Source organism: Sulfuriferula sp. GW1, from assembly GCF_047300855.1.
Lineage (GTDB): Bacteria > Pseudomonadota > Gammaproteobacteria > Burkholderiales > Sulfuriferulaceae > Sulfuriferula.
This window is the reverse complement of the sequence record NZ_CP170197.1, coordinates 2,107,602-2,132,183: the sequence shown is the minus strand read 5'-3', so window position 1 is coordinate 2,132,183 and position 24,582 is coordinate 2,107,602. Positions and strand designations below refer to the sequence as shown.

General features: G+C 57.7%; 26 protein-coding genes. 20 read left to right on the top strand and 6 right to left on the bottom strand.

Translation table 11 applies throughout. The features are described from left to right. Position 1: 1 nt before the first annotated feature. From purF to ACFDAU_RS10430, 3 genes are all read left to right on the top strand, one after another. Entirely contained in the window at positions 2-1,534 is a 1,533-nt protein-coding gene (gene purF, locus ACFDAU_RS10440) for an amidophosphoribosyltransferase (protein ID WP_413436867.1), read from the top strand. A gap of 135 nt (positions 1,535-1,669) precedes the next feature. Beyond that, positions 1,670-2,845, top strand: a complete 1,176-nt coding sequence (locus ACFDAU_RS10435; RefSeq protein WP_413436866.1) for an O-succinylhomoserine sulfhydrylase — start codon at positions 1,670-1,672, stop codon at positions 2,843-2,845. A 65-nt stretch (positions 2,846-2,910) separates the two neighbouring features. Beyond that, the gene (locus tag ACFDAU_RS10430; protein ID WP_413436865.1) at positions 2,911-3,522 is read left to right on the top strand and encodes a hypothetical protein; all 612 of its coding nucleotides are present in this window, start codon (positions 2,911-2,913) and stop codon (positions 3,520-3,522) included. Here ACFDAU_RS10430 and ACFDAU_RS10425 read toward each other — a convergent pair. From ACFDAU_RS10425 to ACFDAU_RS10410, 4 genes are read right to left on the bottom strand one after another with little or no spacing between them, the layout of a single operon-like run. Further along, on the bottom strand, positions 3,494-4,246 hold the full coding sequence (locus tag ACFDAU_RS10425; RefSeq protein ID WP_413436864.1) for a UDP-2,3-diacylglucosamine diphosphatase: 753 nt from the start codon (positions 4,244-4,246) through the stop codon (positions 3,494-3,496). The genes ACFDAU_RS10430 and ACFDAU_RS10425 overlap by 29 nt on opposite strands. A 5-nt stretch (positions 4,247-4,251) precedes the next feature. Continuing rightward, positions 4,252-4,743, bottom strand: coding sequence for a peptidylprolyl isomerase (locus tag ACFDAU_RS10420; protein ID WP_413436863.1), 492 nt, complete (start codon positions 4,741-4,743; stop codon positions 4,252-4,254). A gap of 25 nt (positions 4,744-4,768) precedes the next feature. Next, positions 4,769-6,001: a L,D-transpeptidase family protein gene (locus tag ACFDAU_RS10415; RefSeq protein ID WP_413436862.1), complete on the bottom strand. Its 1,233-nt coding sequence runs from the start codon at positions 5,999-6,001 to the stop codon at positions 4,769-4,771. Between the two features lie 39 nt (positions 6,002-6,040). After that, positions 6,041-7,162 carry a tetratricopeptide repeat protein gene (locus ACFDAU_RS10410; RefSeq protein ID WP_413436861.1) on the bottom strand — a complete coding sequence of 374 codons (1,122 nt, stop codon included), beginning with the start codon at positions 7,160-7,162 and terminating at the stop codon, positions 6,041-6,043. Positions 7,163-7,176: 14 nt separating this feature from the next. Between ACFDAU_RS10410 and cysS the strand changes: the two genes are divergently transcribed. Then, complete coding sequence (gene cysS, locus ACFDAU_RS10405) at positions 7,177-8,544, top strand: cysteine--tRNA ligase (protein WP_413436860.1); 1,368 nt, start codon at positions 7,177-7,179, stop codon at positions 8,542-8,544. A gap of 1 nt (position 8,545) precedes the next feature. On the opposite strand, the gene ACFDAU_RS10400 is transcribed toward cysS, so the two are convergent. Further along, complete coding sequence (locus ACFDAU_RS10400; RefSeq protein ID WP_413436859.1) at positions 8,546-9,430, bottom strand: NAD-dependent epimerase/dehydratase family protein; 885 nt, start codon at positions 9,428-9,430, stop codon at positions 8,546-8,548. Between the two features lie 5 nt (positions 9,431-9,435). Then, a complete protein-coding gene (locus ACFDAU_RS10395; protein WP_413436858.1) occupies positions 9,436-10,488 on the bottom strand; it encodes an LLM class flavin-dependent oxidoreductase in 1,053 nt (350 codons plus the stop codon). Between the two features lie 41 nt (positions 10,489-10,529). On the opposite strand from ACFDAU_RS10395, the gene ACFDAU_RS10390 reads away from it, so the two are divergent. The 16 genes from ACFDAU_RS10390 (at position 10,530) to asnB (ending at position 24,525) form a co-directional block, all read left to right on the top strand. Further along, entirely contained in the window at positions 10,530-11,015 is a 486-nt protein-coding gene (locus ACFDAU_RS10390) for a DUF72 domain-containing protein (RefSeq protein ID WP_413436857.1), read from the top strand. 298 nt (positions 11,016-11,313) lie between these two features. Continuing rightward, positions 11,314-12,123, top strand: a complete 810-nt coding sequence (locus ACFDAU_RS10385) for an ABC transporter ATP-binding protein (protein WP_413436856.1) — start codon at positions 11,314-11,316, stop codon at positions 12,121-12,123. Then, positions 12,120-12,914, top strand: coding sequence for a lipid asymmetry maintenance ABC transporter permease subunit MlaE (gene mlaE / locus ACFDAU_RS10380; protein WP_413436855.1), 795 nt, complete (start codon positions 12,120-12,122; stop codon positions 12,912-12,914). Before ACFDAU_RS10385 ends, mlaE begins: the two co-directional genes overlap by 4 nt. Positions 12,915-12,918: 4 nt before the next feature. After that, a complete protein-coding gene (gene mlaD / locus ACFDAU_RS10375) occupies positions 12,919-13,434 on the top strand; it encodes an outer membrane lipid asymmetry maintenance protein MlaD (protein WP_413436854.1) in 516 nt (171 codons plus the stop codon). Further along, positions 13,434-14,801 (top strand): TolC family protein, encoded by a 1,368-nt coding sequence (locus ACFDAU_RS10370; RefSeq protein ID WP_413436853.1) that lies wholly within the window; start codon positions 13,434-13,436, stop codon positions 14,799-14,801. The genes mlaD and ACFDAU_RS10370 overlap by 1 nt, the downstream gene beginning before the upstream one ends. A gap of 27 nt (positions 14,802-14,828) precedes the next feature. Next, on the top strand, positions 14,829-15,545 hold the full coding sequence (locus ACFDAU_RS10365; RefSeq protein WP_413436852.1) for a phospholipid-binding protein MlaC: 717 nt from the start codon (positions 14,829-14,831) through the stop codon (positions 15,543-15,545). Continuing rightward, complete coding sequence (locus ACFDAU_RS10360) at positions 15,542-15,820, top strand: lipid asymmetry maintenance protein MlaB (RefSeq protein ID WP_413436851.1); 279 nt, start codon at positions 15,542-15,544, stop codon at positions 15,818-15,820. The genes ACFDAU_RS10365 and ACFDAU_RS10360 overlap by 4 nt, the downstream gene beginning before the upstream one ends. After that, the gene (locus ACFDAU_RS10355) at positions 15,821-16,726 is read left to right on the top strand and encodes an ATP-binding cassette domain-containing protein (RefSeq protein ID WP_413436850.1); all 906 of its coding nucleotides are present in this window, start codon (positions 15,821-15,823) and stop codon (positions 16,724-16,726) included. Continuing rightward, positions 16,726-17,481 (top strand): ABC transporter permease, encoded by a 756-nt coding sequence (locus tag ACFDAU_RS10350; protein ID WP_413436849.1) that lies wholly within the window; start codon positions 16,726-16,728, stop codon positions 17,479-17,481. The genes ACFDAU_RS10355 and ACFDAU_RS10350 overlap by 1 nt, the downstream gene beginning before the upstream one ends. A 5-nt stretch (positions 17,482-17,486) precedes the next feature. Further along, positions 17,487-17,729 (top strand): BolA family protein, encoded by a 243-nt coding sequence (locus ACFDAU_RS10345; protein ID WP_124705549.1) that lies wholly within the window; start codon positions 17,487-17,489, stop codon positions 17,727-17,729. Continuing rightward, positions 17,729-18,982: a UDP-N-acetylglucosamine 1-carboxyvinyltransferase gene (murA, locus tag ACFDAU_RS10340; RefSeq protein ID WP_413436848.1), complete on the top strand. Its 1,254-nt coding sequence runs from the start codon at positions 17,729-17,731 to the stop codon at positions 18,980-18,982. The genes ACFDAU_RS10345 and murA overlap by 1 nt, the downstream gene beginning before the upstream one ends. A 12-nt stretch (positions 18,983-18,994) precedes the next feature. Further along, positions 18,995-19,636, top strand: coding sequence for an ATP phosphoribosyltransferase (hisG, locus tag ACFDAU_RS10335; RefSeq protein ID WP_413436847.1), 642 nt, complete (start codon positions 18,995-18,997; stop codon positions 19,634-19,636). Positions 19,637-19,642: 6 nt separating this feature from the next. Then, positions 19,643-20,749 carry a glycosyltransferase family 9 protein gene (locus tag ACFDAU_RS10330; RefSeq protein WP_413436846.1) on the top strand — a complete coding sequence of 369 codons (1,107 nt, stop codon included), beginning with the start codon at positions 19,643-19,645 and terminating at the stop codon, positions 20,747-20,749. Next, a complete protein-coding gene (locus tag ACFDAU_RS10325; protein ID WP_413436845.1) occupies positions 20,742-21,653 on the top strand; it encodes a glycosyltransferase family 9 protein in 912 nt (303 codons plus the stop codon). Before ACFDAU_RS10330 ends, ACFDAU_RS10325 begins: the two co-directional genes overlap by 8 nt. Next, a complete protein-coding gene (locus tag ACFDAU_RS10320; RefSeq protein WP_413436844.1) occupies positions 21,650-22,726 on the top strand; it encodes a glycosyltransferase in 1,077 nt (358 codons plus the stop codon). Before ACFDAU_RS10325 ends, ACFDAU_RS10320 begins: the two co-directional genes overlap by 4 nt. Then, positions 22,726-24,525: an asparagine synthase (glutamine-hydrolyzing) gene (gene asnB / locus ACFDAU_RS10315; RefSeq protein ID WP_413436843.1), complete on the top strand. Its 1,800-nt coding sequence runs from the start codon at positions 22,726-22,728 to the stop codon at positions 24,523-24,525. Before ACFDAU_RS10320 ends, asnB begins: the two co-directional genes overlap by 1 nt. Positions 24,526-24,582 lie beyond the last annotated feature (57 nt).

Sequence of the window (24,582 nt, the reverse complement as noted above, 5' to 3'; positions counted from 1 at the left end):
CATGTGCGGCATTATCGGTATCGTCTCTCATAGTCCCGTCAATCAATTACTCTACGATGGCCTGCTGGTGCTCCAGCACCGTGGCCAGGATGCAGCGGGTATTGTTACCGCCGAGGGCAACACTTTCCACATGCACAAGGCCAATGGTTTGGTGCGCGATGTGTTCCGTACCCGCGACATGCGCAATCTGCTGGGCAATGCAGGTATCGGTCATGTGCGTTATCCGACTGCCGGCAATGCGGCTTCGAGCGCAGAGGCGCAGCCGTTTTATGTCAATTCGCCATTCGGTGTCGTGCTGGGTCACAATGGCAATCTCACCAATGCTGATCAGCTCAAGGAAGACCTGTTCCGCCTCGATCTGCGTCACGTCAATACCAGTTCCGACTCCGAAGTATTGCTGAATGTGCTGGCGCACGAACTGGTCGAAGTGGGTAACAGCCAGCGGCTCAATCCGGAGCGGATTTTCAAGGCGGTATCCGGTGTGCATCGGCGCTGCAAGGGCGCGTATGCAGTCGTGGCAATGATCGCAGGGCATGGCCTGCTGGCGTTCCGTGACCCTTACGGCATCCGGCCGTTGATCATTGGCAGCAGGCAGAGTGCTGAAGGCATGGAATACATGGTGGCCTCGGAAAGTGTGGCGATCGATGCGCTGGATTTCAAAATCATGCGCGATGTGGCACCCGGCGAAGCGATATATATTGATGAAGCCGGGCAGTTTCACAGCATGCAGTGCGCGCAACAGCCTCAATATTATCCGTGCATTTTCGAATACGTTTACCTGGCGCGCCCGGATTCGGTGATCGATGGCGTGTCCGTGTACGAGAGCCGGCTGCGCATGGGCGAGAGTCTGGCGGAAAAGATACGCCGCGACTGGAGCCATCTGCAGATTGACGTGGTGATCCCGATTCCCGATACCAGTCGTCCCAGCGCGCTGCAACTGGCCAACCAGCTTGGCCTGGACTACCGCGAAGGGTTTATCAAGAATCGCTATATTGGCCGTACTTTCATCATGCCGGGGCAGGCGATGCGCAAGAAATCGGTGCGCCAGAAACTCAACGCCATCGGTATCGAATTCAAAGGCAAAAACGTACTGCTGGTGGATGATTCCATCGTGCGCGGCACCACCAGCCGCGAAATTGTACAGATGGCCAGGGATGCCGGCGCACGCCAGGTATTCTTTGCATCCGCTGCGCCGCCGGTGCGTTTTCCCAATGTGTATGGCATCGATATGCCTACGCGCCAGGAATTGCTCGCCACCGGCCGTAACGACGCGGAAATTGCCCGTGAAATTGGCGCAGATGCCTTGATTTATCAGGATATCGATTCGCTGATCGACGCCGTGCGCGAACTCAATCCAGGTTTGTTGCATTTCGATGCGTCCTGCTTCAATGGAGAATATGTTACTGGTGATATCTCCGAAGCCTATCTGGCCTTGATCGAGTCCGTGCGCTGCAATCCAGGCATGAAAGACGGCAAGGACATGGATACACTGCAGCTTGACCTTAATCTGGTCGCTGGCGGGCGCGGCGGTTGACGCACTGTTGCGGGTAGGGCTATAGTCGACCCACACGCGCCGATTTGAAACAGCTTGCGGGCGCTTAATAAATTCAGCTAAAGCGGAACAACCCGTTCCAGCTTCTGGCTGAACGGGTTTTTTATTGGAGACAGCATGGACGAAAATTACGATATTGAAACCCTGGGCGTGCGCGCCGGTATAGAGCGCAGCCAGTTCAACGAGCATAGCGAGGCGTTGTTCCTCACTTCCAGCTTCGTGTTCAACAGTGCCGCGCAGGCCGCGGCGCGCTTCAAGGGTGAGGAACCGGGCAATATTTACGCGCGCTTCACCAACCCCACAGTGACCATGTTCGAACAGCGTCTGGCCGCACTGGAGGGAGCGGAGCGCTGTGTCGCGACGGCTTCCGGCATGTCCGCCATCCTGGCCACCGTAATGGGGCTGCTGTCGGCCGGCGAGCATATTGTTGCTTCGCGTTCCGTCTTCGGTTCCACCGTGCAATTGTTCAACAACATCATGGCGCGCTTTGGAGTTGAGACGACGCTGGTGTCACCGACGGATCTGGACGAATGGCGCCGCGCCATACGCCCCAATACCAAGTTGTTTTTCGTTGAATCGCCATCCAATCCACTAACTGAAATCAGCGATATCGGTGCGCTCGCTGCCTTGGCTAGGGAATGCGGCGCACGGCTTGCAGTGGATAACTGTTTCTGTTCTCCGGCGTTGCAACGCCCGCTGGAACTGGGCGCGGATATCGTGATTCATTCCGCTACCAAATACCTGGATGGCCAGGGCAGGGTGCTGGGCGGTGCTGTCCTGGGCAGCAAGGAACTGATGGAGGGCGTGTTCACTTTTTTGCGTACCGCCGGCCCTACCCTGAGCGCATTCAATGCCTGGGTGTTCCTGAAGGGGCTGGAAACGCTCAAGCTGCGCATGGATGCGCATTCAGCCTCGGCACTGCAACTGGCGAACTGGCTGGAACAGCATCCGGGTGTGGCACGAGTGTATTATCCAGGCCTGTCATCGCATCCCCAGCACGCGCTGGCGATGCGCCAGCAGCGCAGCGGGGGCGGCATCGTCGCGTTTGATGTGAAGGGGGGCAAGGAAGCGGCATGGAAAGTAGTGGATGCAACCCGCATGATCTCGATCACCGCGAATCTGGGCGATGCAAAAACCACCATTACCCATCCGGCTACCACCACGCATGGCCGATTGTCCCCGGAGCAGCGCAGCGCAGCCAGTATCGGTGACGGTCTGTTGCGGGTGGCGGTTGGACTGGAATCGGTGCGCGATATTCGGAATGATCTGGCTAGAGGGTTGGACGCGCTATGAACAAGCTGACTACAAAACTGCTCTGGGTGTTACTGTTATGGCCTATGTTGGGATTGGCCGAGAGTATGACGGAACTGGATTATCTCGATCAGGATCCAGGTACTGCGGCTTATCCCACCCGTATCCTGGTGAACAAAAAATTCATGCGTATGGATTCGGGCAAGGACGCCGGCGATTTCATTTTGATGGATCGCCACACAGGCACGGTTTATAACGTGATACGGAGCGATGCAAATATTTACCGCTACAATCCGCATCCGGTGACGCTGGCAAAGCCCACGCCCTGGAAAATCCAGGAGCAGGTCAAACAACTGCCAGGCAACACGCGTAAATTTACCCTCGGCGTCAATGGCAAGCCATGCATGGAAATCACTGCGACTGACAAACTTTTACCCGATGTCACCTCAGCACTTGCCACCTATCGGCAAACGCTGTCCCGGGTGGAGGCGTTAACCTGGCAGCGTACCCCCCCGGAAATGCGCGATCAGTGCGATCTGGCACAACATGTATTCGAGATCCGGCGTACCCTGCAATACGGGCTGCCCATTGAAGAGGTGTACGCCAATGGGCGTAGCCGCCGCTATGTCTCACACAGTACGCATGCATCGCAAGCGGCATTATTTGAATTGCCGCCCAAATACAAAATCATTAACGCGGATCAGGTTCAGGGCAAGTGAGTGAATGTGCGCTGCAACCCGCGGCATCGCAGCGTAGATAGCCTCCGCTTTCATACCAGTCCTGCAAAACCCAGCGCTCGCAGGTATGTCCATCGATTTGCAGAAGGTGGCGCGCAGGACGGTGAGTATGGCCATGGATCAGGCGCGGATAAGCATATTCGCGCAGGATTTCGATCACCGCCTGCTGATTGACGTCCATGATCGCGGCGGTTTTTCCCTGTTTGGCTTGTTCGCTCTGGTTGCGTGCCTGCTGTGCCATGACGTGGCGTTTTGCGAGCGGCTGTGCCAGAAAACCTACCTGCCAGGCAGGATCGCGCACCTGGGCGCGGAAAGCCAGATAGGCTGTGTCATCGGTGCATAGCGTGTCGCCATGCATCAGCAAGGTTGGTTGGCCGTATAAATCCATCATCGTGGGGTCAGCCAGCAGACGCGCGCCGCTGGCATCGGCAAATGGCCGCGCCAGCAAAAAGTCGCGATTGCCGTGCATCAGGTATACGGCCACGCCGCTATCTGAAAGGCTTCGTAATGCCTCAACAACACTGCGACTCAACGATGTTTCGTCATCATCCCCCACCCAGGATTCGAACAGGTCCCCAAGTATGTACAGGGCCTCAGCGTTGCGCGCGTGCGTCCTCAGGAAATCAAAAAAAAGCCGGCTGATTTGCGGCCGGCTTTCGCACAAGTGCAGGTCGGAGATGAACAGGCTGTGCGGGATACCGCTCATGCGGGTCAGACGACTTCAGCGCGCTCGATGATGACATCTTCAGCAGGGACGTCCTGGTGGCCGGCACGACTGCCGGTTTTGACCTTCTTGATTTTGTCCACCACGTCCTGGCCTTCCACTACCTTGCCGAATACGCAGTAGCCAAAGCCTTGCGGTGTGGCGGCAGTAAAATTGAGGAAGCTGTTGTTGGCGATGTTGATGAAGAACTGTGCGGTCGCCGAATGCGGGTCTGGGGTACGTGCCATGGCCACGGTATAGGCCTCATTTTTTAGGCCATTGGCGGCTTCGTTTTCGACCGGTGCATTGGTGGGCTTCTGGTTCATGCCGGGTTCAAATCCGCCACCCTGCACCATGAAACCGTCAATCACGCGATGAAAAATAGTGTTGTTGTAAGCGCCGCTATTTACATAGTCGAGAAAATTGGCGACAGTCTTGGGCGCCTTGTCAGCGTAGAGGTCGAGAGTGATGATGCCGTGATTGGTGTGCAGCTTGACCATGTATATGCTCCGTATTGAATGTAAGTTAAAGAGTGGTTTCCATGACGATTTTCCATTCGCCATTCGTATGTTGCCAATATTGCTGCTTGCGGCTACGGCTGTTCAAATTGTTGCTCCGATAATCCTGCTCAAAATTGACCACTGCCAGGTTGGCCTCGCCGGGATATTCAAGTGCGCTGATTTGCGACAGTTTGACCTTGACCCAGCTTTTCGTCTCGTTAATGCGTCGCTTGTCTGCGGCCCATTCGCTCAGGTTTTCACCATTTGCGCTGAAATTTGAGGCGTAATGGTTCAGATAAAGTGAGGGCTTGAGACTTTCCCAGTCACGCCGCCAGGATTCCACAGCGCTTAACAGTGTTGCTTTGTCGGTATTGATACTCTGCGGAGCAACCCAGTCAATATGCGAGGTGATAACCATCGGCGTTATCCCTATGGTCAGGTATTTGCCCAGTTCGCTCAAGTCGGCATTCGCCAGCACTACGCAACCGTCACTGGATTTTGGGGCGCGACTGTAGGTACCGTTTGGTGTGCCATGCAGCCAGATACCATGTCCGTGTCGTCCCTGTCTTTGATCCCAGTCGTTGGGATAATTGAGCGGGAAGACTTCATCACCGTATAAAGCCCCGATTTTCTTGCCATCTTTTTTCCCGGTAATGTAATACACGCCCAGTGGCGTACGTTTATCACCTTCACGCATTTTGTCGACGCCATTCTTGCCGATAGTGACATAAAAATCGGCAAGACGTGTCAAGACACCATTCCGATTTTGAAACAGGAATAAACGCGATTTCGAAGTGTCTACTACAACGGCTGTTGTCTGGCTCGAATCGAGTTTCAGTAACTGCCGGGGCACCAGTCCGCTGGCAGGCCGTTGCAGATAGCTATTCAATCGTACGCGCGCTTCAGAGCGCAAATCATCGAGCTGATGTGGTGCGGCGTTGATGTTGCCCAGGCTCAGGATGGGCTGAACCCGGGCTAACAGCAAATCGCCGCGAATGAGTTGCGCGAGACGAAAATCCGGGTATAGGCTTACCAGATGATTGATGCTTTCGAGAGCCTGATCGAGATGATTGTGGCTGATCGAAAGGAGTGCCTGATTGAGCATGGCTTCCGGATGATTGGGTTCCGGCTTGAAAGGACGCGGTGATCCGTTCGATAGCGAAAAAGGCGCTGTCGCCATCGCCAAGAGTTCCTGCGTTTGAGCGGTAGTCGCCAGGCACAGCATGACCAGCAGGATGGCAGTTATGATTTTTACCAAGATACTGGACGAAGGCATAGGGAATCAGGAACGGGTAGATTAGCGACTGCGTTCTTCGATAATTTGCCATTTGTGCCCGGACTTTACCAGTTCCATCACTTTATGAGTGCGGGAAACCAGTTTATCGGAACGATAGCTTTGCCGGAAGTCCGCCTGATAACGATTGGCGCCGAGGTTTTTGATATGTATGTCCGTTAATTCAACGACTATTTTCTTGGGAGATGTAATCCGTTCGCGACGAGTTTTCTCCCACGATGTCCGTGATTCCCCGCCGGGTGGCTTGAATTTGGGAGAATAAGCGGCAAGATAGGCATCGACATCGCGCCTGGACCAGGCCTTGGCCCAGGCTTCAATGGCAGCAGTCACTGCGGCGTCATCCGGATTTTCCTTGGGCACTGCTATGTTTTCCTGGACCTTGGCTACTATTGCCGAGGGTTTCTCGGAGGGTCGTGCAACTGGCTTGGCTGCAGTAGCGGCAACGATGGTTTTTTCATCCAGCATTTTTCCGGCCGCAAGTTTTCTTGCTTTTTCGTCGGCAGTCTGGGCTGGTACGGTATTACCGTTTTTGCTGAATAATTCGCGAATCAACATCAATTTTGTTTGCGCAGAAGTATTGCGGGTATCGAGCTGTAAGGCTTTGTCGTAGGCGGCAGTAGCCATTTTTGCATATATGTCGCCCAGATTTTCCTGAGCTGTGGCATAGCTGGGGTTGGTGCGGATTGCCATTTGCAACGCGGTTTTTGCTGCGTCGTACTTGCCTTGTGCGGCATACAGTACGGCCAGATTATTGTAGGGTTCTGGCAAGCCCGGAAAATCCCTGGTGAGTGCAGAGAAGGTTTTGATGGCTTCCGCCTTATTGTTCTGTTCAGTCAGAATCAAGCCCTTCATGAAACGGGTTTGCGCATCTTGTGGATGCTTTGCGATGTAGGCGTTCGCCTGTTCCAATGCTGCGGCCAGCTGTCCTTGCTTCATTAAATTGCTGATCTCTTGTACTTCAGGTGCAGGTGCCGCGCTCGCTGAAAATGAGAATATGGAAAGCAGGGCAAATAAAAGTACAAAAATTGAGGGGGATTTCATTATGTTATACTCGGCCAGCCACAATTCCAGGGAGGCTAATTCTAGCAAGAACTCCCACGGCTTCAAAATCTTCGCTACTTTCATTCGCAATTTATATCATGCTGACCGTCTATAATTCCTTGGGCCGCGAAAAACAGACCTTTATTCCGATTACTCCTGGCCAGGTGCGCATGTACGTGTGCGGCATGACAGTGTATGACTATTGCCACTTGGGTCATGCGCGCGTACTGGTGGTTTTCGATATGGTGACGCGCTGGTTGCGCGCGTCAGGTTATGTCGTCGAGTACGTGCGCAACGTGACCGACATCGACGACAAAATCATCAAGCGCGCCGCCGAGAATCACGAATCCATCAACGCACTCACCACGCGCTTTATCGCCGCCATGAATGAGGATGCCGCCGCGCTGGGTGTGCTGCCACCTACCCATGAGCCGCGCGCCACCGAATTTGTCGCGCCCATGCTGCGCATGATCGAAACCCTGATCGCGCGTGGCCTGGCTTACCCGGCCGAGAATGGTGATGTCTACTACGCGGTGCATGCTTTTCCCGGTTACGGCAAGCTGTCCGGGAAATCGCTGGATGAATTGCGCGCGGGCGAGCGCGTCGAAGTGGACCGGAACAAGCGCGACCCGCTCGATTTCGTGCTGTGGAAAGCTGCCAAGACCGGTGAGCCGGCGTGGGATTCACCATGGGGAGCCGGCCGCCCGGGCTGGCATATCGAGTGTTCGGCAATGGGCGAACATTATTTCGGTGCGCATTTCGACATCCATGGCGGCGGCCAGGATCTACAGTTTCCCCACCACGAAAACGAAATCGCGCAGTCAGAGGGTGCTCACAATTGCACCTTTGTGAACTACTGGATGCACAATGGTTTCGTGCGCGTGGATAACGAAAAGATGTCCAAGTCGCTGGGCAATTTTTTCACCATCCGCGAAGTGCTGACCCGCTACGATGCCGAAACCGTGCGCTTCTTCATCCTGCGCGCCCATTACCGCAGCCCGCTGAATTATTCCGACCAGCATCTGGATGACGCCAGGCAGTCGCTGACCCGGCTTTACACGGCGTTGCGGGATATTCCGCCGCTGGACATCCAGATCGATTGGGCGCACCCGCATGCGGCGCGTTTCAAGGCGGCGATGGATGACGACTTCAATAGTGCCGAGGCCATGGCGGTGTTGTTCGAACTGGCAAGCGAGACCAACAAGTCGCGTTCGGTGCAGGATGCTGCGTTGCTGCGCGCGCTTGGCGGCGTGCTGGGTTTGCTGCAAAACGATCCGGCAAGCTATCTGCAGGCGCTGACCGGCAGTACCTATTCAGCACAACAGATAGACCAACTGATCGCTGACCGTGCGGCGGCGCGCAAGGCCAAAAATTTTGCCGAAGGAGATCGCATCCGCAAGCAATTGCTGGACGCCGGGATCGTGCTGGAGGATGGCGCACAAGGCACCAACTGGCGGCGCGAGTAATTCAGCGCGTCAACATATCCCGGCTGGTGTGCAGCGGACGCCAGCCGAGTTCATTGCGAGCGCGGCCGCTGTCCAATGTAAGACTCTGGTGCACACCCTCCATCCAGCCGGGTTCGCCGCCTGCGCCTGTCATTCCCCAGACCAGTTTAAGCAGCGCGTCAGCCAATTTTGGCGCAATCGGCACTGCCACGCGGCTGCGCGCGCGAATCGCGTCGCGGAAGCTGAAACTGTCGTGCGCGGCCAGATTGTAAGCGCCCGCTGCCGGTTGTTTGAGTGCCAGCACAATCGCCGTGGCCACGTCGTCTTCGTGCACGCATTGCAATTGCGGTTGCGGATCGGGCAGGCGCACATAAAACGGTTGATGCAGCAAGGTTTTCAGCAGGGGCTGGGCATGGGCGCCGAGGATGATGTGCGGGCGCATCCGCACCACATCCGGGTAATGTGACGCGAGCCAGTGTTCCAGTTCGGCTTTGTGCTCGCCATACAGAAAGCCCGGGATGGGCTTGAGTGGCGCTGCTTCATTAACCAGCACGCCGCTGCCGTACACCGCCGCGCTGGACAGATGCACCTGGCGGGCCACGCTCGCCGCGCTGGCTGCGGCAAACAAACGCTGCGAGGCATCCAGGTTGATCGCGCGCATCGCGTGCGCCGGGGTCTTGCCGCGCAGCACCACAAATGCCAGGTGCACCAGGCCGTCGCAGCCTTGCAACAGCGGGGCGAGACTGACATCGCGCAGATCCGCCTGGACGTGGCGATATTTCCGGTGCTCAAACCATCCTGGCTGAATATCCAGCCCGAGCACCGATTCGATCGCCGGGTCATCGCACAAGCGCGGCAACAGGGCGCGGGCAAGGTGGCTGGCGCTACCGCTAATGAATACACGCATGGCGTTCAGGTGCGCAAGGCAGGCATGACGTCCTCTGCAATGCAATGCATGGATTCCTGGATGGCTTCGGTCGGAAGTGCACCGGCCCCTACCGCACAGAGCAGGTTGGTCACCCCGGCCTCACGATATTTTTGCAGTTTCTCGATACATTCTGCCGGCGTGCCGACGACGGCCATGCCGAATGTTTCCAGCAGCTTCAGATTGATGCCGAGCTTGATCAGGCTGCGGAAGCGTCCCAGATCGTGAAAGTGTTCATAGCTGGGGTAGAGTTTTTCCAGCACCGGCAGCGTGGTCGCGAACAGCGCAGTGTAAAACCATGTCAGTGCCGGTTTGGCGAGCTCGCGGGCACGCTTGCCGTCGGGCAGACAGAAGATGCCGACGGTCATGCCGGCACGCGGCGCAGGCGCGGCAGCCGCGCTGTCGAGATAGTTGCGGATGTCGTGTTTTACCATCATCCATGGCTTGAACGGCCCGGCCAGCATCCCGAGCTGTTGCTGCGCCGCCCAGGTGAAAGTGTCCGGGCTGACCGCTGCGGTCCACAGCGGGGGATGCGGGGATTGCACCGGGTAGGGCAGGATATCCAGCGCATCCAGGTGATAATGCTCGCCATGAAAGGTGACCGGGCGACGCAGGAATGACTGGCGCAGGATCGCCAGCGACTCCGCCGTGCGGTTGCGGCTGTCGCTCATGGCGGCGCCGAACACGCCATATTCCTGTGGAGAGAAACCGCGTCCGATACCCAGTTCCAGACGTCCTGCGGTGAGGATGTCCAGAGTGGCGACGCGCTCGGCAACGTGCACGGGGTGGTGGTAGGGCAGCGGTACCACGCTCAGGCCCAGGCGGATGTGCCGGGTGCGCTGGCTGGCCGCGGCCAGCACCAGATCAGGCTTGGAAGAATGCGAGTAGCCGCGCATGAAGTGATGCTCGACCAGCCACGCACAGCCGAAACCCAGGCGATCGGCCAGCTCGATTTCGGCCAGGGTATCGGCGTATGCCTGCGCCTCGCTGCGCGCCAGATGCGGGGGCTGGGAAATCTCGTAAAACAGGTCGAATTGCATGGCCGGAGCGGGTCACAGGGGGCTGTTATAATGCCAGCATCATGACGGATTCGCCAAACTATACGTGTTATGTCGGTGCGCAGGGCTGGGATCATGAGGGCTGGGTGGGCAGCTTTTACCCGGATGATCTCCCGGCGGACTGGCGGTTGACCTATTACAATAATTTTTTCACTTGCTGCTACCTCAGCTACACGGACTGGTCGCAACAGCCCGAGGCGACGCTGGTACAGTGGCTGGACGATACCTTGCCACGTTTTCGTTTTGTGCTGGAGACGCCAGCCAGCTTGTCGGAAGCCGATCGCAGACGCCTGGCTGTATTGGCGCCGCGCACCGGACAGGCTGCCCCCGCATCCGCATTGCAGGCATTCTGTTTGTGGTTGCCGGATGAGCCGGATTGGCGTGCGTTGTCGGCACAAATTCAGCAACGCGCGCAGACGCCGGGGACGCCGTGTTATCTGATCAGTCGCACGCAGGTTGTGGCCGATTTACAACAGGCGCTGACTTTGCTGGAAATTCTGGGTTATTAAATTGTTCACGCCTCGCAGCCGATATAAAATGCGTTGGTCCTGAATACAGTGCTTAATCGGTTTCAGTAGAAAATTCAGGTGTATTTTTTCAGTCAGTTTTCACCTTGTTCTCACCGCATTCAGAAAGGTGCCGCATTGATGGGCTTCGCAATCCTGAGCTTGCAAAGCGGGTTCAGTACCAGCCGTTTGTATGCGTAGTGAATTCTGGTAAAGACATGGTTTGATCGATATGCCACGGCCTGTCCTGTGGCACCATAGCGCCAAGTTTTTTATTTTTCTATTTTTTTAAGGCATATCCGTGTCGACAGACAATCTGGTCGAAATTCGCAATCTTTCTTTCGCCTATGGCAAGCGTCCGATTTTGCAAGGGATCAATCTTGTTGCGCCGCGAGGAAAAGTGATCGCCATCATGGGAGGCAGCGGTTGTGGTAAAACCACGCTGTTGCAACTGATCGGTGGGCAGCTTCGCCCCAGCAAGGGCGAGGTGCGCGTGTCCGGGCAACTGGTGCATGATCTTGACCAGCAGGCGCTGTATCAATTGCGCCGCAAAATGGGCATGTTATTTCAGTTTGGCGCGCTGTTTACCGACATGTCCGTGTTCGACAATGTCGCCTTCCAGATGCGTGAACATACGGATCTGTCTGAAACCCTCATCCGTGATCTGGTATTGATGAAACTGCACGCAGTGGGCTTGCGCGGCGCCAGCAAGCTGATGCCGTCCGAACTGTCCGGCGGCATGGCACGGCGCGTCGCATTGGCTCGGGCGGTGGCGCTCGATCCCATGTTGATCATGTACGATGAACCGTTCGCCGGTCTTGACCCGATTTCGCTGGGTGTGGTGGGCAATTTGATTCGCAGATTGACCGATACACTCGGGCTGACCTCGATTCTGGTCACCCACGACGTGCATGAATCCCTCAAAATTGTCGATTATGTTTATTTCGTTTCCGAAGGCGCGATTGAGGCCGAAGGCACACCGGATCAGATTCGTGCCTCAGGCCTGCCTTTCGTGCACCAGTTTGTGCATGGCGAAGAAGATGGCCCGGTGCCTTTCCACTATCCTGCGTCCAGTTATACGCAGGACCTCGGACTGGGGGCGCGCAAATGATGCGTATCGGCGTGAATTTTTTCTCCGCTATCGGGCGAAGGGTGATAGAAGGCGTTTGGCGTCTGGGCTACATTACGCGTTTTCTGATGCTTACGCTTCTGCGCTCATGCACCAGCCTGACGCGACCTGGTCTGGTGATCCGCGAAATCTATTCAAGCGGTGTGTTGTCACTGATCATTATTGCGGTGTCGGGATTGTTTGTGGGCATGGTGCTGGGTTTTCAGGGTTATGAAACCTTGAAAACCTATGGTTCGGAACAATCCCTGGGGGTGCTGGTTGCATTGTCGCTGGTGCGTGAACTTGGACCGGTTGTGGCTGCTTTGCTGTTTGCCAGTCGTGCCGGATCCGCGATTACTGCTGAAATCGGACTGATGAAAACCACGGAGCAATTAAAAGCCCTGGAAATGATGGCGATAGACCCTATCGCAAGGATTGTGGCGCCGCGCTTCTGGGGCGGTGTCTTTTCGATGCCGCTATTGGCGGCGATTTTTTCGGTGATGGGTGTATTTGGCGGATATCTTGTGGGTGTGGTGCTGATAGGCGTGGATGACGGAGCATTCTGGTCGCAGATGCAGGCGGCGGTGGATGTGCGCCACGATGTGGTTAATGGCTTCATCAAGAGTTGTGTGTTCGGTTTCGCGGTGACGACCATTGCGTTATTTGAAGGCTACGACGCGCCACCCACAGCGGAGGGAGTGTCGCGTGCGACCACGCGTACGGTGGTGACCTCCTCGCTGACGATACTAGCGCTGGATTTTGTGCTCACCGCATTCATGTTCAAAGGGGTATAAAGAAATGGGAAGAACTACTCTCGATTTATGGGTAGGTGTGTTTGTAGCGGCGGGACTGGCAGCTTTGCTTGTCTTGGCGTTTAAGGTGGGGAACATGAGAAGCATTAATCTGTCCGATGCCTATACCGTAACGGCCGACTTCGACAATATTGGCGGGCTCAAGCCGCGGGCCGCGGTAAAAAGTGCAGGTGTGGTGGTCGGGCGGGTGAGCGAGATTTCGTTCGATGACAAGACTTACGAAGCAAAGGTTACCTTGAGCCTGGATAAACGCTATACCTTTCCCAAGGACACCATCGCGGCCATCCTGACTTCAGGGTTGCTGGGTGAACAATATATAGGCCTGGATGCCGGTGGCAGTGACAAAAAGCTCGCTAATGGCGATAAAATCCAGATTACCCAGTCGGCCGTGGTATTGGAGAACCTGATCAGCAATTTTCTCTATAGCAAGGCTGCGGGTGGTTCGGACAAATCACCCGCACCCACCCCCGCAGGCGCGACTGCAACTCAAGGAACTCAATAATGAATATTAAAATGATGAATGGTTTATCGGGATTCATGCTGGTGCTGGCGGTTGCCTTTCCAGCAGCCAGCTTCGCGCAGACCGTCGATTTGCAGCAGGCGGTGCAAATGAGCCTGAATGCCGATCCTCGGGTCAAGGAGCGCGAACAACTGGTGGAATCGGCGCGTGCGCTGCTCGAAGAGGCGCAAGCCAATGATGGCTGGCGTATCAATGCCAACCTGTTCGTAGGTCTGGCACCCGCGGTCAGCGGTGGCTTTTATCAGGGCGGGGCGACATCCGGCACGACGCCGCGTACCGATGGCCCATTTCCGGGCGGTCTGTCCGACTGGACTTCGTTGCAGGTTGCGTTAATCAAGCCGCTGTTTACGTTTGGAAAAATCAAGCATTACAGCGAGGCTGCAGAGGGCAATATCGATGTCAAACGCGGCGATGTGCGCATCAGCAAGGCGGACACGGTAATGGATGTCAAGCGTGCTTATTATGGCTATCTGACTGCGCGTGATTCACGCCGTTTCCTGGAAGATGTGCAGAATCGCCTGGATAGCGCGCTGAAGCGAGTCGGCCAAAACCTCAAGGATGATAATGGCGAATCCAAGCAATCCGATTTGTACGCGATGCAAGCGGCGCGAGGCATGTTGGGAAAATATCTGAGCCAGGCCAAGGCCATTGAAAAAATCAGCCTGAATGGTTTGAAGGTACTCACTGGGGTGGGGATGGATGCCGATTTGCAAGTGGCGGATGATAGCCTGGCCCCGGTAGCGTTGCCCAAGGATAGCCTGGCAGAATTACAGTCGAAAGCATTGCAGGATCGTCCGGAAATGGCGCAGCTGGAAGCGGGGATGCGTGCTCGCCGCGCACTGGTTGCCGCAAAAAAATCGGAGAAATATCCGAACGTTTATGCGGGTATTGTCGGCACCGCCAATTACGCATCGCGGCGCGACCGGCTGAACAATCCCTACGTATATGATCCATTTAACAATGCCGGCGCAACGCCGGTTGTGGGGGTTAAATGGGACATGGCATTTGATGTGACCGATGCCAAGGTGGCGCAGGAGCAGGCCGAACTGGAAGCGCTGAATTATAAAAATCAGTACGCGCAAGCCGGGATTCCATTTCAGGTATCCGAAGCCTATCAGCATGTTCACGCCAACTATCAGGCGGTGCAGGATCTGGCCGAAGGCGCCACAGCGGCGCGGCGCTGGATGATTTCTTCACTGGCAGACTTCAACGCCGGCCTTGAACCGGCAGACAAAGTGGCTGATGCCCTGAAAACCTATGCGCTGACCCAGGCCGAGTACCTGAAGACGGTGAACGATTACAACATGGATGTTGCCCAAATGTACCGTGCTGCCGGTGAACTCAAATAACATGAACCCTGGAGGACAAATTTAATCATGAAGGATGAACCCATAGTGAAATCATTTACGCAAGTGGAGAGATGGCTGCTGGGAAGCCTGGCAGCGTTGAGCCTTTTGATCGCCGCCCACGGAGCAGCCGTCGCTGCGTCTGCCGATGTGGCGCCCGATGTGCTGGTCAAGACCACCACCCAGGAAGTGGTCGCCATTCTTAAGAAAGACAAGGACATTCAGGCTGGCAATACCCACAAGGTATACGAGCTGGTCGACGCCAAGGTTCTGCCCAATTTCGACTTTAACCATATGACCATGCTTGCAGTGGGCAAATACTGGTCGCGGGCAACGCCGGCCCAGCGCCAGTCGCTGATTCAGGAATTTCGTACCTTGCTGGTGCGCACCTATGCCAGTTCGCTGACCGAATTCAATAACCAGACCATCGAATTCAAGCCATTTAGCATGGCCCCCGGCGCGACCGACGTGACAGTGCAGACGCAGGTCAAGCAGCCCGGCGCGCAGCCTATCCCGATCGACTACAGCATGGAAAAAACCCCCTTCGGCTGGAAAGTCTACGATGTGGTTATCGATGGCGTCAGCCTGGTGACCAACTATCGTAGTTCGTTTGGCACGGAAATCCGCCAGTCGGGCATCGATGGGCTGATTCGTACGCTCGCTAGCCGCAATCAGCAGAATGCGGCTCCTCAGCAGGAAAAACCGGGGGCCGGGATGGATAAAAAATCGCACAGTACGCACAAATGACAGCAGCCGAAAACGCCATCTGCGTTCTCGATGCGGAAGTGACTATTTCCACCATTACCCAGGTGCTGAAGTCCAGCACCGATGCCATCAGGCAGGGCGCGAATATCATCGATTTTCACCAGGTGAACGAGCTCGATTCGGCAGCGCTCGCCCTGATTATTGAATGTCGGCGTGAAGCCGAGCAAGTTGGAGTTGAACTGCGCTGCATCAATCTGCCGGCCAATCTGAGAGGGCTCGCCACGCTTTATGGTGTATTGGATTTGATCCCCCAATAAATGGGCACTACACCGGCCATTCTGGTTCGCCAGTTACACAAGCATTTCGGCAGTTTGCACGCTTTGCAGGGCATCGACCTGGAAGTGCAGCAAGGTGAGTTTTTTGCCCTGCTGGGCCCCAATGGCGCGGGCAAAACCACGCTTATCAGCATCCTTGCCGGGCTCACTCGGGCCAGCAGCGGCAGCGCCGCGGTGATGGGCCACGACGTGGTGAATGATTACCGCGCCACGCGCACGGCGCTCGGCGTAGTGCCGCAGGAACTGGTGTACGACCCTTTTTTCACCGTGCGCGAGGGACTGCGCATTCAATCCGGATATTTCGGCCTGCGCCGCAATGACGACTGGATCGACGAGATCATGGCCCATCTCGATTTGCTCGACAAGGCCGATCGCAACATGCGTACATTATCCGGCGGCATGAAACGGCGCGTGCTGGTTGCGCAAGCACTGGTGCACAAGCCGCCAGTGATTATCCTGGATGAACCCACCGCCGGGGTGGACGTGGAACTGCGCCAGTCACTGTGGGCATTCATTCGCAAGCTCAATGAGGATGGCCACACCATCGTGCTCACCACCCATTATCTGGAAGAAGCGCAGGCCTTGTGCAATCGCGTCGCCATGCTCAAGCAGGGGCGCATCGTGGCATTGGACAGCACAGCCAATCTCCTGAAAAGTATCGCCGAGCGCCATCTGTGCTTAAGGATTACACCCGACGCGCTACCTGCCGGGCTGGCCGCACGTGTCGTCAGTTACACCGATGGTTTATATGTCCTGGCTTTGGATCACTACGCGGATATGGAGGGCGTGCTGGCACAGTTGCGCGAGTCGGGTATTTGCATTCAGGAAATGGAGCTTACCCAGCCGGATCTGGAAGATGTTTTCGTCCAGGTAATGGGGGCGTCGTGATGGTCGGTTTCTACACGCTGCTGTACAAGGAGATGTTGCGCTTCTGGAAAGTGTCGTTCCAGACAGTGCTGGCGCCGGTGATTACCGCGCTGCTCTACCTGCTGATTTTTTCACACGTGCTGGAAGCGCATGTACAGGTCTATCCGGGCGTTCGCTACACCGCGTTTCTGGTACCCGGACTGGTGATGATGTCGATGCTGCAGAATGCCTTCGCCAACAGTTCGTCCAGCCTGATTCAATCCAAAATCACCGGCAATATCGTATTCATGCTGCTTCCGCCGCTGTCCTACCTGGAGTTCTTTGCGGCTTACCTGCTCGCCTCTGTGGTACGCGGCGTTGTGGTTGGTTTGGGCGTATTTGTGGTCACGCTGGTGTTTACCCAGCTCACCATTCTGCATCCGCTGTGGCTGATTGTTTTTGCGTTTTTGGGTACGGGTATCCTCGGCGCGCTGGGAATTATCGCCGGTATCTGGGCGGAAAAATTCGACCAGCTGGCGGCGTTTCAGAATTTCCTCATCATGCCGCTGACGTTTCTCTCCGGAGTGTTCTACTCGATCCACTCATTGCCAACATTCTGGCAGGGGGTGTCGCGTTTTAACCCGATTTTCTACATGATAGACGGGTTCCGCTATGGCTTTTTCGGCATTGCCGACGTAACGCCGCAATTGAGCCTGCTGGTGGTAGGGGTGTGCTTTGTGGCATTATCCGCACTCACCCTGATTCTGCTCAAAAGCGGCTACAAACTCCGGCATTAATAGACATGGTTACTCCCGAAAACATCCAGCAATATATTGAACAGGGCATGCCCTGCGAACTCGTGCGCGTGGCCGGCGATGGCCAGCATTTTGAAGCGCTCATCGTCAGCGCTGAATTCCGCGGCAAAAATCGCGTGCAGCAGCACCAGATCGTGTACCGCGCGCTGGGCGATCGCATGAAGGCGGAAATCCACGCGCTTTCCATGAAAACCCTGACCCCGGAAGAATGGGCAGCAGGGAATAACTGATGGATAAATTGGCGATACAGGGCGGCGCACGTCTGTCGGGAGAAGTGCGCATCTCGGGTGCGAAAAATGCAGCGCTGCCGATACTCTGTGCCGGCCTGCTCAGCGCGGATACGCTGCATCTGGAAAACCTGCCCAAACTCAAGGACATCAGCACCAGCCTGACCCTGCTCGGCCATCTCGGCATGCAGGTCTCGCTCGACGACCAGGGCGGCGTGGCATTGCAGGCAGCGCATCTGGACAAGCTTGAAGCGCCGTATGAACTGGTCAAAACCATGCGCGCCTCGATTCTGGTGCTCGGCCCCATTCTGGCGCGCTATGGTGAAGCCAGGGTATCGTTGCCGGGCGGCTGCGCCATTGGTTCGCGCCCGGTCGATCTGCATATCAAAGGTTTGCAGGCGATGGGTGCGGAAATCAACATCGAACACGGCTACATCCACGCCAAGGCCAGCCGTCTCAAGGGGGCGCGCATTTTCATGGATACCGTGACCGTGACCGGTACGGAAAACCTGATGATGGCTGCGACCCTGGCCGATGGCACCACCTTTCTGGAGAACGCGGCGCGTGAACCTGAAGTAGTGGATCTGGCCAATTGCCTGATTGCGATGGGCGCCAGAATCGAAGGCGCGGGTAGCGATGTCATCGTTATTGAGGGGGTCGACAAGCTGCACGGCGCCACTCATAAAATCATGCCGGACCGGATTGAAACCGGCACCTACCTGGTGGCTGCCGCGATCACGCAGGGGCAGATCCGGGTGTTGAATACGCGTGCCGACATTATTGAATCGGTGCTGGACAAGCTGCGCGAAGCCGGTGCCCATATCGATGTGGGCAACGACTGGATCAGCCTGGAAATGCGTACCCGCCCCAAGGCGGTGAACCTTAAAACCGCGCCTTACCCGGCATTTCCCACCGATATGCAGGCACAATTCATGGCGCTCAACTGTATCGCCGAGGGCGTGGGGACGGTCACCGAAACCATTTTCGAAAACCGCTTCATGCATGTGCAGGAAATGCAGCGCCTGGGTGCCGACATCTCGGTGGAAGGCAACACCGCTCTGGTGCGTGGCGTAGACAAGCTGGAAGGCGCAGTGGTCATGGCGACCGATCTGCGTGCCTCGGCGTCATTGGTGCTGGCGGCGCTGGTGGCCGAAGGTGAAAGTATCATTGAACGCATTTATCATATCGACCGTGGCTACGAATGCATCGAAGAAAAATTCGCCCAATTGGGTGCGAGTATTCGTCGCGTAAAATGACCTGAGGTACCCATGATTACCATTGCACTGTCCAAAGGCCGCATTTTCCAGGAAACCCTGCCGCTGCTCGAAGCTGCAGGGATCACTCCACGCGAGGATCCGGAAAAATCGCGCAAGCTGATTATCGCCACCAACCGGCCCGATGTGCGCCTGGTGATTATCCGTGCCTCTGACGTGCCTACCTATGTGCAATACGGCGCTGCGGATATCGGCGTGGCGGGTAAGGATGTGTTGATCGAGCACGGCGGCGAGGGCATGTACCAGCCGCTGGATTTGAACATCGCGCGTTGCAAGATGATGGTGGCGGCCCATCCGGCTTTCGACTACGAACAGGCCGTGCATCAAGGCGCGCGTTTGCGCGTGGCCACCAAATATTTGAAAACCGCACGCGAATATTTCGCCGCCAAGGGCGTGCATGTGGACCTCATCAAGCTGTATGGCTCGATGGAGCTGGCGCCCTTGGTCAAGCTCGCCGATGTAATCGTCGATCTGGTGAGCAGCGGCAGTACGCTCAAGGCCAATGGTTTGGTGGCTGTGGAAGACATCATGGACATCAGTTCGCGCCTGGTGGTCAACCAGGCCTCGCTCAAATTGAAGCGCGCAGAAATCCAGCCGGTAGTGGACAGCATCGCTTCGGCCATCAAGACGGATTGACGTCCGTTGTCGGCAAAGCCCGTCGACCTGCCCGCCGATTCATCCATCCAGCGCATCCTGATCATCAAATGGAGTGCACTGGGCGATCTGGTGATGGCCAGCGCATTGTTCGAGGATATCCGCCGCGCTTTTCCGCGTGCCGAAATCCATCTCAATACCCAGCCCGCCAATCAGGCGCTGTTTGCCGCCGACACGCGCTTTGCCAGAATCATCGCACTGGATACGCGTCCAAAATCAGCCAGGTTCGGCGCCATGCTGCGCTGGCTGCGCAGTGTACGCGCAGGGCGCTACGATCTGGTGGTGGATCTGCAGACCAGCGACCGCAGCCGTTTGTTGCTTGGCGCGTTGCAACTCACCGGCAGGGGGATCCGCCATCGCGTCGGCAATCATGGTTTCTGGCCCTACACCATCGGTCCGGACAACCTGCCGCTGGACATCAACCCGGTGCTGCGCATGCGCGCTGCGCTCAAGCTGGCAGGTATTCCCACAACCACCAGCCATCCGGTGCTGGCGGTGCCGGAGCGCAACCGTAAACGCGCGCAACATCTGCTGGCCCAACATGGCATCGCGGATGGAAACTACGCGCTGCTGTTCCCCGGCTGCCATCCGCGCGGTTACCTCAAGCGCTGGGGAGAGCAAAACTACGCTGAACTGGGCCGCTTGCTGCTGACAGAGGGGCTGGTCAGGCACATTGTCATCGCAGGCGGCCCGGATGAGGCTGAACTGGGCAACACCATCGCCGGCAGCATAGGTGCAGCGGCAGTGAATCTGTGCGGTGCCACCGAAATGCTGGACATCATTCCGCTGGCCGGGCATGCCCACTGCATCATCGGCAACGACACCGGCACCTCGCATCTGGCCGCCTGCAGCGAACGTCCGCAAGTAGTGATTTGCGGGCCTACCGACCCCACCCGCGTCAAACCGCTGGGTGACCAGGTTATCGCCATCCAGGCCGACTTGCCGTGCAGCAATTGCTATCGCAAGCATTGCGCGCATCACTCGTGCATGCGCGAGGTGCACACGGCGCAGGTGTTGGCATTGCTCACTGCACCGCCGGCGCAAGCCATCGTCCGCGTGCCGGCCAGAATCCTTGAGACACTTCCCCATGCCTGACCCGCGCCACATTCTGTTCGTCACCCTGAGCAATATCGGCGACGCGGTCATGACCACCCCGGTGCTGGCCGCATTGCGCGCACGCTATCCGCAGGCCCGCTTCGACATCGTCGCCGATGCGCGTTCGGCTGCACTGTTCGAACACTTCGATGCACTCGACGAGATCATTCTCAAAAACAAAAATGCGCGCTGGCGCGACAAGCTGGCCTTTGTCAGGCAACTGCGGCGCAAGCGCTACGATCTCATTGTGGACCTGCGCACCGACGGCTTGGGCTGGCTGCTGCGGGCCAGACGGCGCCTGCATAAAGTCAAACATCACCCACCTGAACGCCACAGCGTGGTGCGGCATTTCATGGCAATTGAACCGCTGCTTGGCCACATTCAACCGCCGCCGGCCGAGTTATGGATAGCGCCGGCGGCCCATGTGCGTGTGGCAGCCTGGCTGCAAGGGCTGCCCGGCAAGCGCTGGCTGGCACTGGGGCCGGGCGCCAACTGGGAAGGCAAGATCTGGCCGGCCGCGCACTTCGCCGAACTGGCGCAGCACTGCGCCGGACAATTCGACGCCGTGATTTTTCTGGGGAGCGCCGCCGACAGTGCGCGCGTGGCAGACATCGTCCGCACGCTGTCCTTGCCCTGCCTCGATCTGACGGGTAAGAGCGGTCTGCTCGAAGCCGCTGCCGTGTTGCAACGCGCTACGGCGTTTGTAGGGAATGACTCCGGCCTCGGCCACCTCGCCAGCGCAGTCGGCACCCCTACGCTTACCGTATTCGGTCCGGGCGAGCCGCTGCGCTATCATCCCTGGGGTACCCGTGCGCGCTGGCTGATTGCGCCGGGCAACGACCTTGCCCGGCTCGATGTGGCAAAGGTAGCCGAACAATTGAACGATCTGCTGAACACGCCATGAACATCCATTCCCTGCATATTATCGGCAGCAAGCAATCCGGCGGCGCGGAACGGTTCTTTGCGCGCCTGGTGAACGCGCTGGCGCAGCGCGGCGAGCGTGTCACCAGCATCACGCCCCCGGGCAGCGCGATCAACGCCGAACTGAACGCCAACGTGCAGCAGCGCCATCTGCCGTTGCGCAGTGTGTGGGACTTGGCTTCACGCTGGAAAATCGGCATGACTGCCCGCTCCGAGGGTGCCGACATCGTGCAGACCTACATGGGGCGTGCTACGCGCCTCACCCATTTCAAGCTCGGGAAAAAACCGGTGCATGTGGCGCGTCTGGGTGGCTATTACGACCTCAAGGGTTACCGCCACGCCCACGCCTGGGTAGGGAATACGCGCGGCATTTGCGATTACCTCATCCAGCATGGACTGCCTGCGCAGCGCGTGTTCCATATCGGCAATTTCGTCGAGCCGGGCGCGCCGCTCGGTGTTACGGAGCAAGCCATGCACCGCCATGCACTGGGCTTGCCGCACGACGCCTGGGTCGTGTCGGCGGTGGGCCGTTTGCACCCGAACAAAGGCATGGCGGATTTACTCGACGCTTTTCAGCTATTGCCCGCGCAGCTGGCAGGCCGCTCCTTGCACCTGGCGATTGCGGGCGACGGTCCGTTGCGTGCTGCGCTGCACCAGCACGCGGCGCAGCTGGGCATCGGTGGCCGCGTACACTGGCTGGGCTGGCAGGCCGACCCCGCGCCAGTATATCGCAGCGCCGATGTGTTCGTCTGCCCGTCGCGGCACGAGCCGCTGGGCAACGTGATCCTGGAAGCCTGGGCACAGGGGGTGGCGGTGGTGTCCACGCGCAGCCAGGGCGCGCAGGAGCTGATCGAGGAGGGCGTGGACGGCGTGCTCACCCCGCTGGAGGATGCCGCTGCCATGGCCGGCGCAATACGCGCGCTGATCGGGGATGAAAGCGCTTGCAGCAAGCTTGCCGCGCAGGCGCGCCATAAGCTTGAGCAGCAGTTTTCGGAAGCCGGAATCGTGGGCGAATATACCGCGCTGTATCAGCACCTGCTGGCGGCGCTGCGCTGATGTGCGGCATTGCGGGCATTTATTCGGTGTCGGCAGTCGTGCCGCAAGCAGCGCTTACGCAACTGGCGGCTGCGCTGCACCACCGCGGACCGGATGCGACTGGCTATCACCAGACCGCCAGGCTGGGCCTGGTGCACACCCGGCTGTCCATCATCGATCTGGCCGGCGGCAACCAGCCGCTGTATACCCGGGATCGCCAGCTGTGCGTGGTGGCCAACGGCGAAATCTACAACCACATCGAGTTGCGCGCCACGCTGGAAGCGCGCGGCCATGTTTTCAGCACGCATTCCGACTGCGAAACCATCCTTCATGCCTACCGCGAATACGGCGATGATTTTGTCCGCCACCTGTTCGGCATGTTTGCCTTTGCGCTGTATGACGTGAGCCGCGATCGCCTGCTGCTGGCGCGCGACCGGATCGGCATCAAGCCGCTGTTCATCAAGGCGGATAGCGCGGGCGTCGTGTTCGCCTCCGAAATCAAAGCGCTGTTGCCGGCAGGCGAGCCCGCACGCATCGAGCCTGACGCGTTGCTGCAATACTTCCACAGCAATTTCATCAGCGGTGCGCGCACCATCGTCGCCGGCATCGAAAAAATATGGCCCGGCGAGCTGGTGGAAGTGCGCGGCGGCCGCATTACCGCGCGCAGCCGCTACTGGCAATTAAGCGATGTCGAGCCGCTGGAAATTTCTTATGCGGAAGCGGCACGCCGCTTCGACGATCTGATGGCGACCGTGGTGCAGCAGCATCTGCGCGCCGACGTGCCGTTCGGCGTGTTCCTCTCCGGCGGCGTGGATTCTTCCACGCTGGTGGCACTGATCCGCCGTTACAGCGACCAGCCGCTGCATACCTATTCGGTGGGATTTCCCGGCGCGGCAGTGAATAACGAACTCGCCACTGCGCGCCGCATCGCCGAACAGTTTCACACGCAGCATACCGAGCTGGCCCTCAGCGAGCGCGAGCTGCTGGCGGTGCTGCCCGACACCATCGCCGTCTCCGGCGAACTGATGGCCGATTACGCCAACCTGCCCACCTGGCTGCTGGCCCGGCGCGCCAGCGAGGACGTCAAAGTGGTGCTGTCCGGGGAAGGCGGCGATGAAGTCTTTGCCGGCTACGGACGCTATCGCGCACCACGTATCAAACGGCTATGGCAGGCGCTGCAACACCCTGGCAGCGGCGGCTATCGCACCCGCGGGCTGGCAAAATCAGCGCCGGTTGCGGATTTGTTCAACGGCGCTGACGCGGAACGCATTGCCCGCGCTCCTTTCATGCAGTCCTGGCGCACAGCCAACCCGCGCTGGAGCAATCTGGCGCGCATGCAATATACCGACATTGCCACCTGGCTTGCCGACGACCTGCTGGTGAAGGCCGACCGCATGATGATGGCGCATGGCGTGGAAGGGCGCGTGCCGTTCCTCGACCATCGCGTGGTGGAATTCGGCCTGGCGCTGCCGGACCGGCTCAAGGTGGAAGGCCGCACCGGCAAAATATTCCTGCGCCGCTGGGCCGAGCAGTTTTTGCCGAAAGATCACCTGTGGAGCAAGAAAAAAGGTTTCACCGTGCCGGTCGGGGAATGGCTGCGCGGCGAGCGTATGGCGCAGCTAGGTGCGGCTTGTCGTGGCCATGCGGCATTTCAGGCGATGCGCGCCGAGTCGCTGACGCGGCTGATTGACCGTCAATCCCGCAGCGGGGATGAAACCACCTTTGTCTGGGCCTTGTTGCAGTATGGGTTGTGGTATGAGCGTTTTATGGAAGGCCGAACTGGGACGCTGCATGATTGGGTGGACGCTGCTGCGACCTGACTTTAACCTGAAAAAGGCGTTTAGCCACTGAGAACACAGAGGCCACAGAGAGTCGCG

Coding starts and splice junctions, on each gene's coding strand:
- purF (WP_413436867.1), top strand. CDS start 2: ATGTGCGGCATTATCGGTATCGTCTCTCATAGTCCCGTCAATCAATTA.
- ACFDAU_RS10435 (WP_413436866.1), top strand. CDS start 1,670: ATGGACGAAAATTACGATATTGAAACCCTGGGCGTGCGCGCCGGTATA.
- ACFDAU_RS10430 (WP_413436865.1), top strand. CDS start 2,911: ATGACGGAACTGGATTATCTCGATCAGGATCCAGGTACTGCGGCTTAT.
- ACFDAU_RS10425 (WP_413436864.1), bottom strand. CDS start 4,246: ATGAGCGGTATCCCGCACAGCCTGTTCATCTCCGACCTGCACTTGTGC.
- ACFDAU_RS10420 (WP_413436863.1), bottom strand. CDS start 4,743: ATGGTCAAGCTGCACACCAATCACGGCATCATCACTCTCGACCTCTAC.
- ACFDAU_RS10410 (WP_413436861.1), bottom strand. CDS start 7,162: ATGAAAGTAGCGAAGATTTTGAAGCCGTGGGAGTTCTTGCTAGAATTA.
- cysS (WP_413436860.1), top strand. CDS start 7,177: ATGCTGACCGTCTATAATTCCTTGGGCCGCGAAAAACAGACCTTTATT.
- ACFDAU_RS10400 (WP_413436859.1), bottom strand. CDS start 9,430: ATGCGTGTATTCATTAGCGGTAGCGCCAGCCACCTTGCCCGCGCCCTG.
- ACFDAU_RS10395 (WP_413436858.1), bottom strand. CDS start 10,488: ATGCAATTCGACCTGTTTTACGAGATTTCCCAGCCCCCGCATCTGGCG.
- ACFDAU_RS10390 (WP_413436857.1), top strand. CDS start 10,530: ATGACGGATTCGCCAAACTATACGTGTTATGTCGGTGCGCAGGGCTGG.
- mlaE (WP_413436855.1), top strand. CDS start 12,120: ATGATGCGTATCGGCGTGAATTTTTTCTCCGCTATCGGGCGAAGGGTG.
- mlaD (WP_413436854.1), top strand. CDS start 12,919: ATGGGAAGAACTACTCTCGATTTATGGGTAGGTGTGTTTGTAGCGGCG.
- ACFDAU_RS10370 (WP_413436853.1), top strand. CDS start 13,434: ATGAATATTAAAATGATGAATGGTTTATCGGGATTCATGCTGGTGCTG.
- ACFDAU_RS10365 (WP_413436852.1), top strand. CDS start 14,829: ATGAAGGATGAACCCATAGTGAAATCATTTACGCAAGTGGAGAGATGG.
- ACFDAU_RS10360 (WP_413436851.1), top strand. CDS start 15,542: ATGACAGCAGCCGAAAACGCCATCTGCGTTCTCGATGCGGAAGTGACT.
- ACFDAU_RS10355 (WP_413436850.1), top strand. CDS start 15,821: ATGGGCACTACACCGGCCATTCTGGTTCGCCAGTTACACAAGCATTTC.
- ACFDAU_RS10350 (WP_413436849.1), top strand. CDS start 16,726: ATGGTCGGTTTCTACACGCTGCTGTACAAGGAGATGTTGCGCTTCTGG.
- ACFDAU_RS10345 (WP_124705549.1), top strand. CDS start 17,487: ATGGTTACTCCCGAAAACATCCAGCAATATATTGAACAGGGCATGCCC.
- murA (WP_413436848.1), top strand. CDS start 17,729: ATGGATAAATTGGCGATACAGGGCGGCGCACGTCTGTCGGGAGAAGTG.
- hisG (WP_413436847.1), top strand. CDS start 18,995: ATGATTACCATTGCACTGTCCAAAGGCCGCATTTTCCAGGAAACCCTG.
- ACFDAU_RS10325 (WP_413436845.1), top strand. CDS start 20,742: ATGCCTGACCCGCGCCACATTCTGTTCGTCACCCTGAGCAATATCGGC.
- ACFDAU_RS10320 (WP_413436844.1), top strand. CDS start 21,650: ATGAACATCCATTCCCTGCATATTATCGGCAGCAAGCAATCCGGCGGC.
- asnB (WP_413436843.1), top strand. CDS start 22,726: ATGTGCGGCATTGCGGGCATTTATTCGGTGTCGGCAGTCGTGCCGCAA.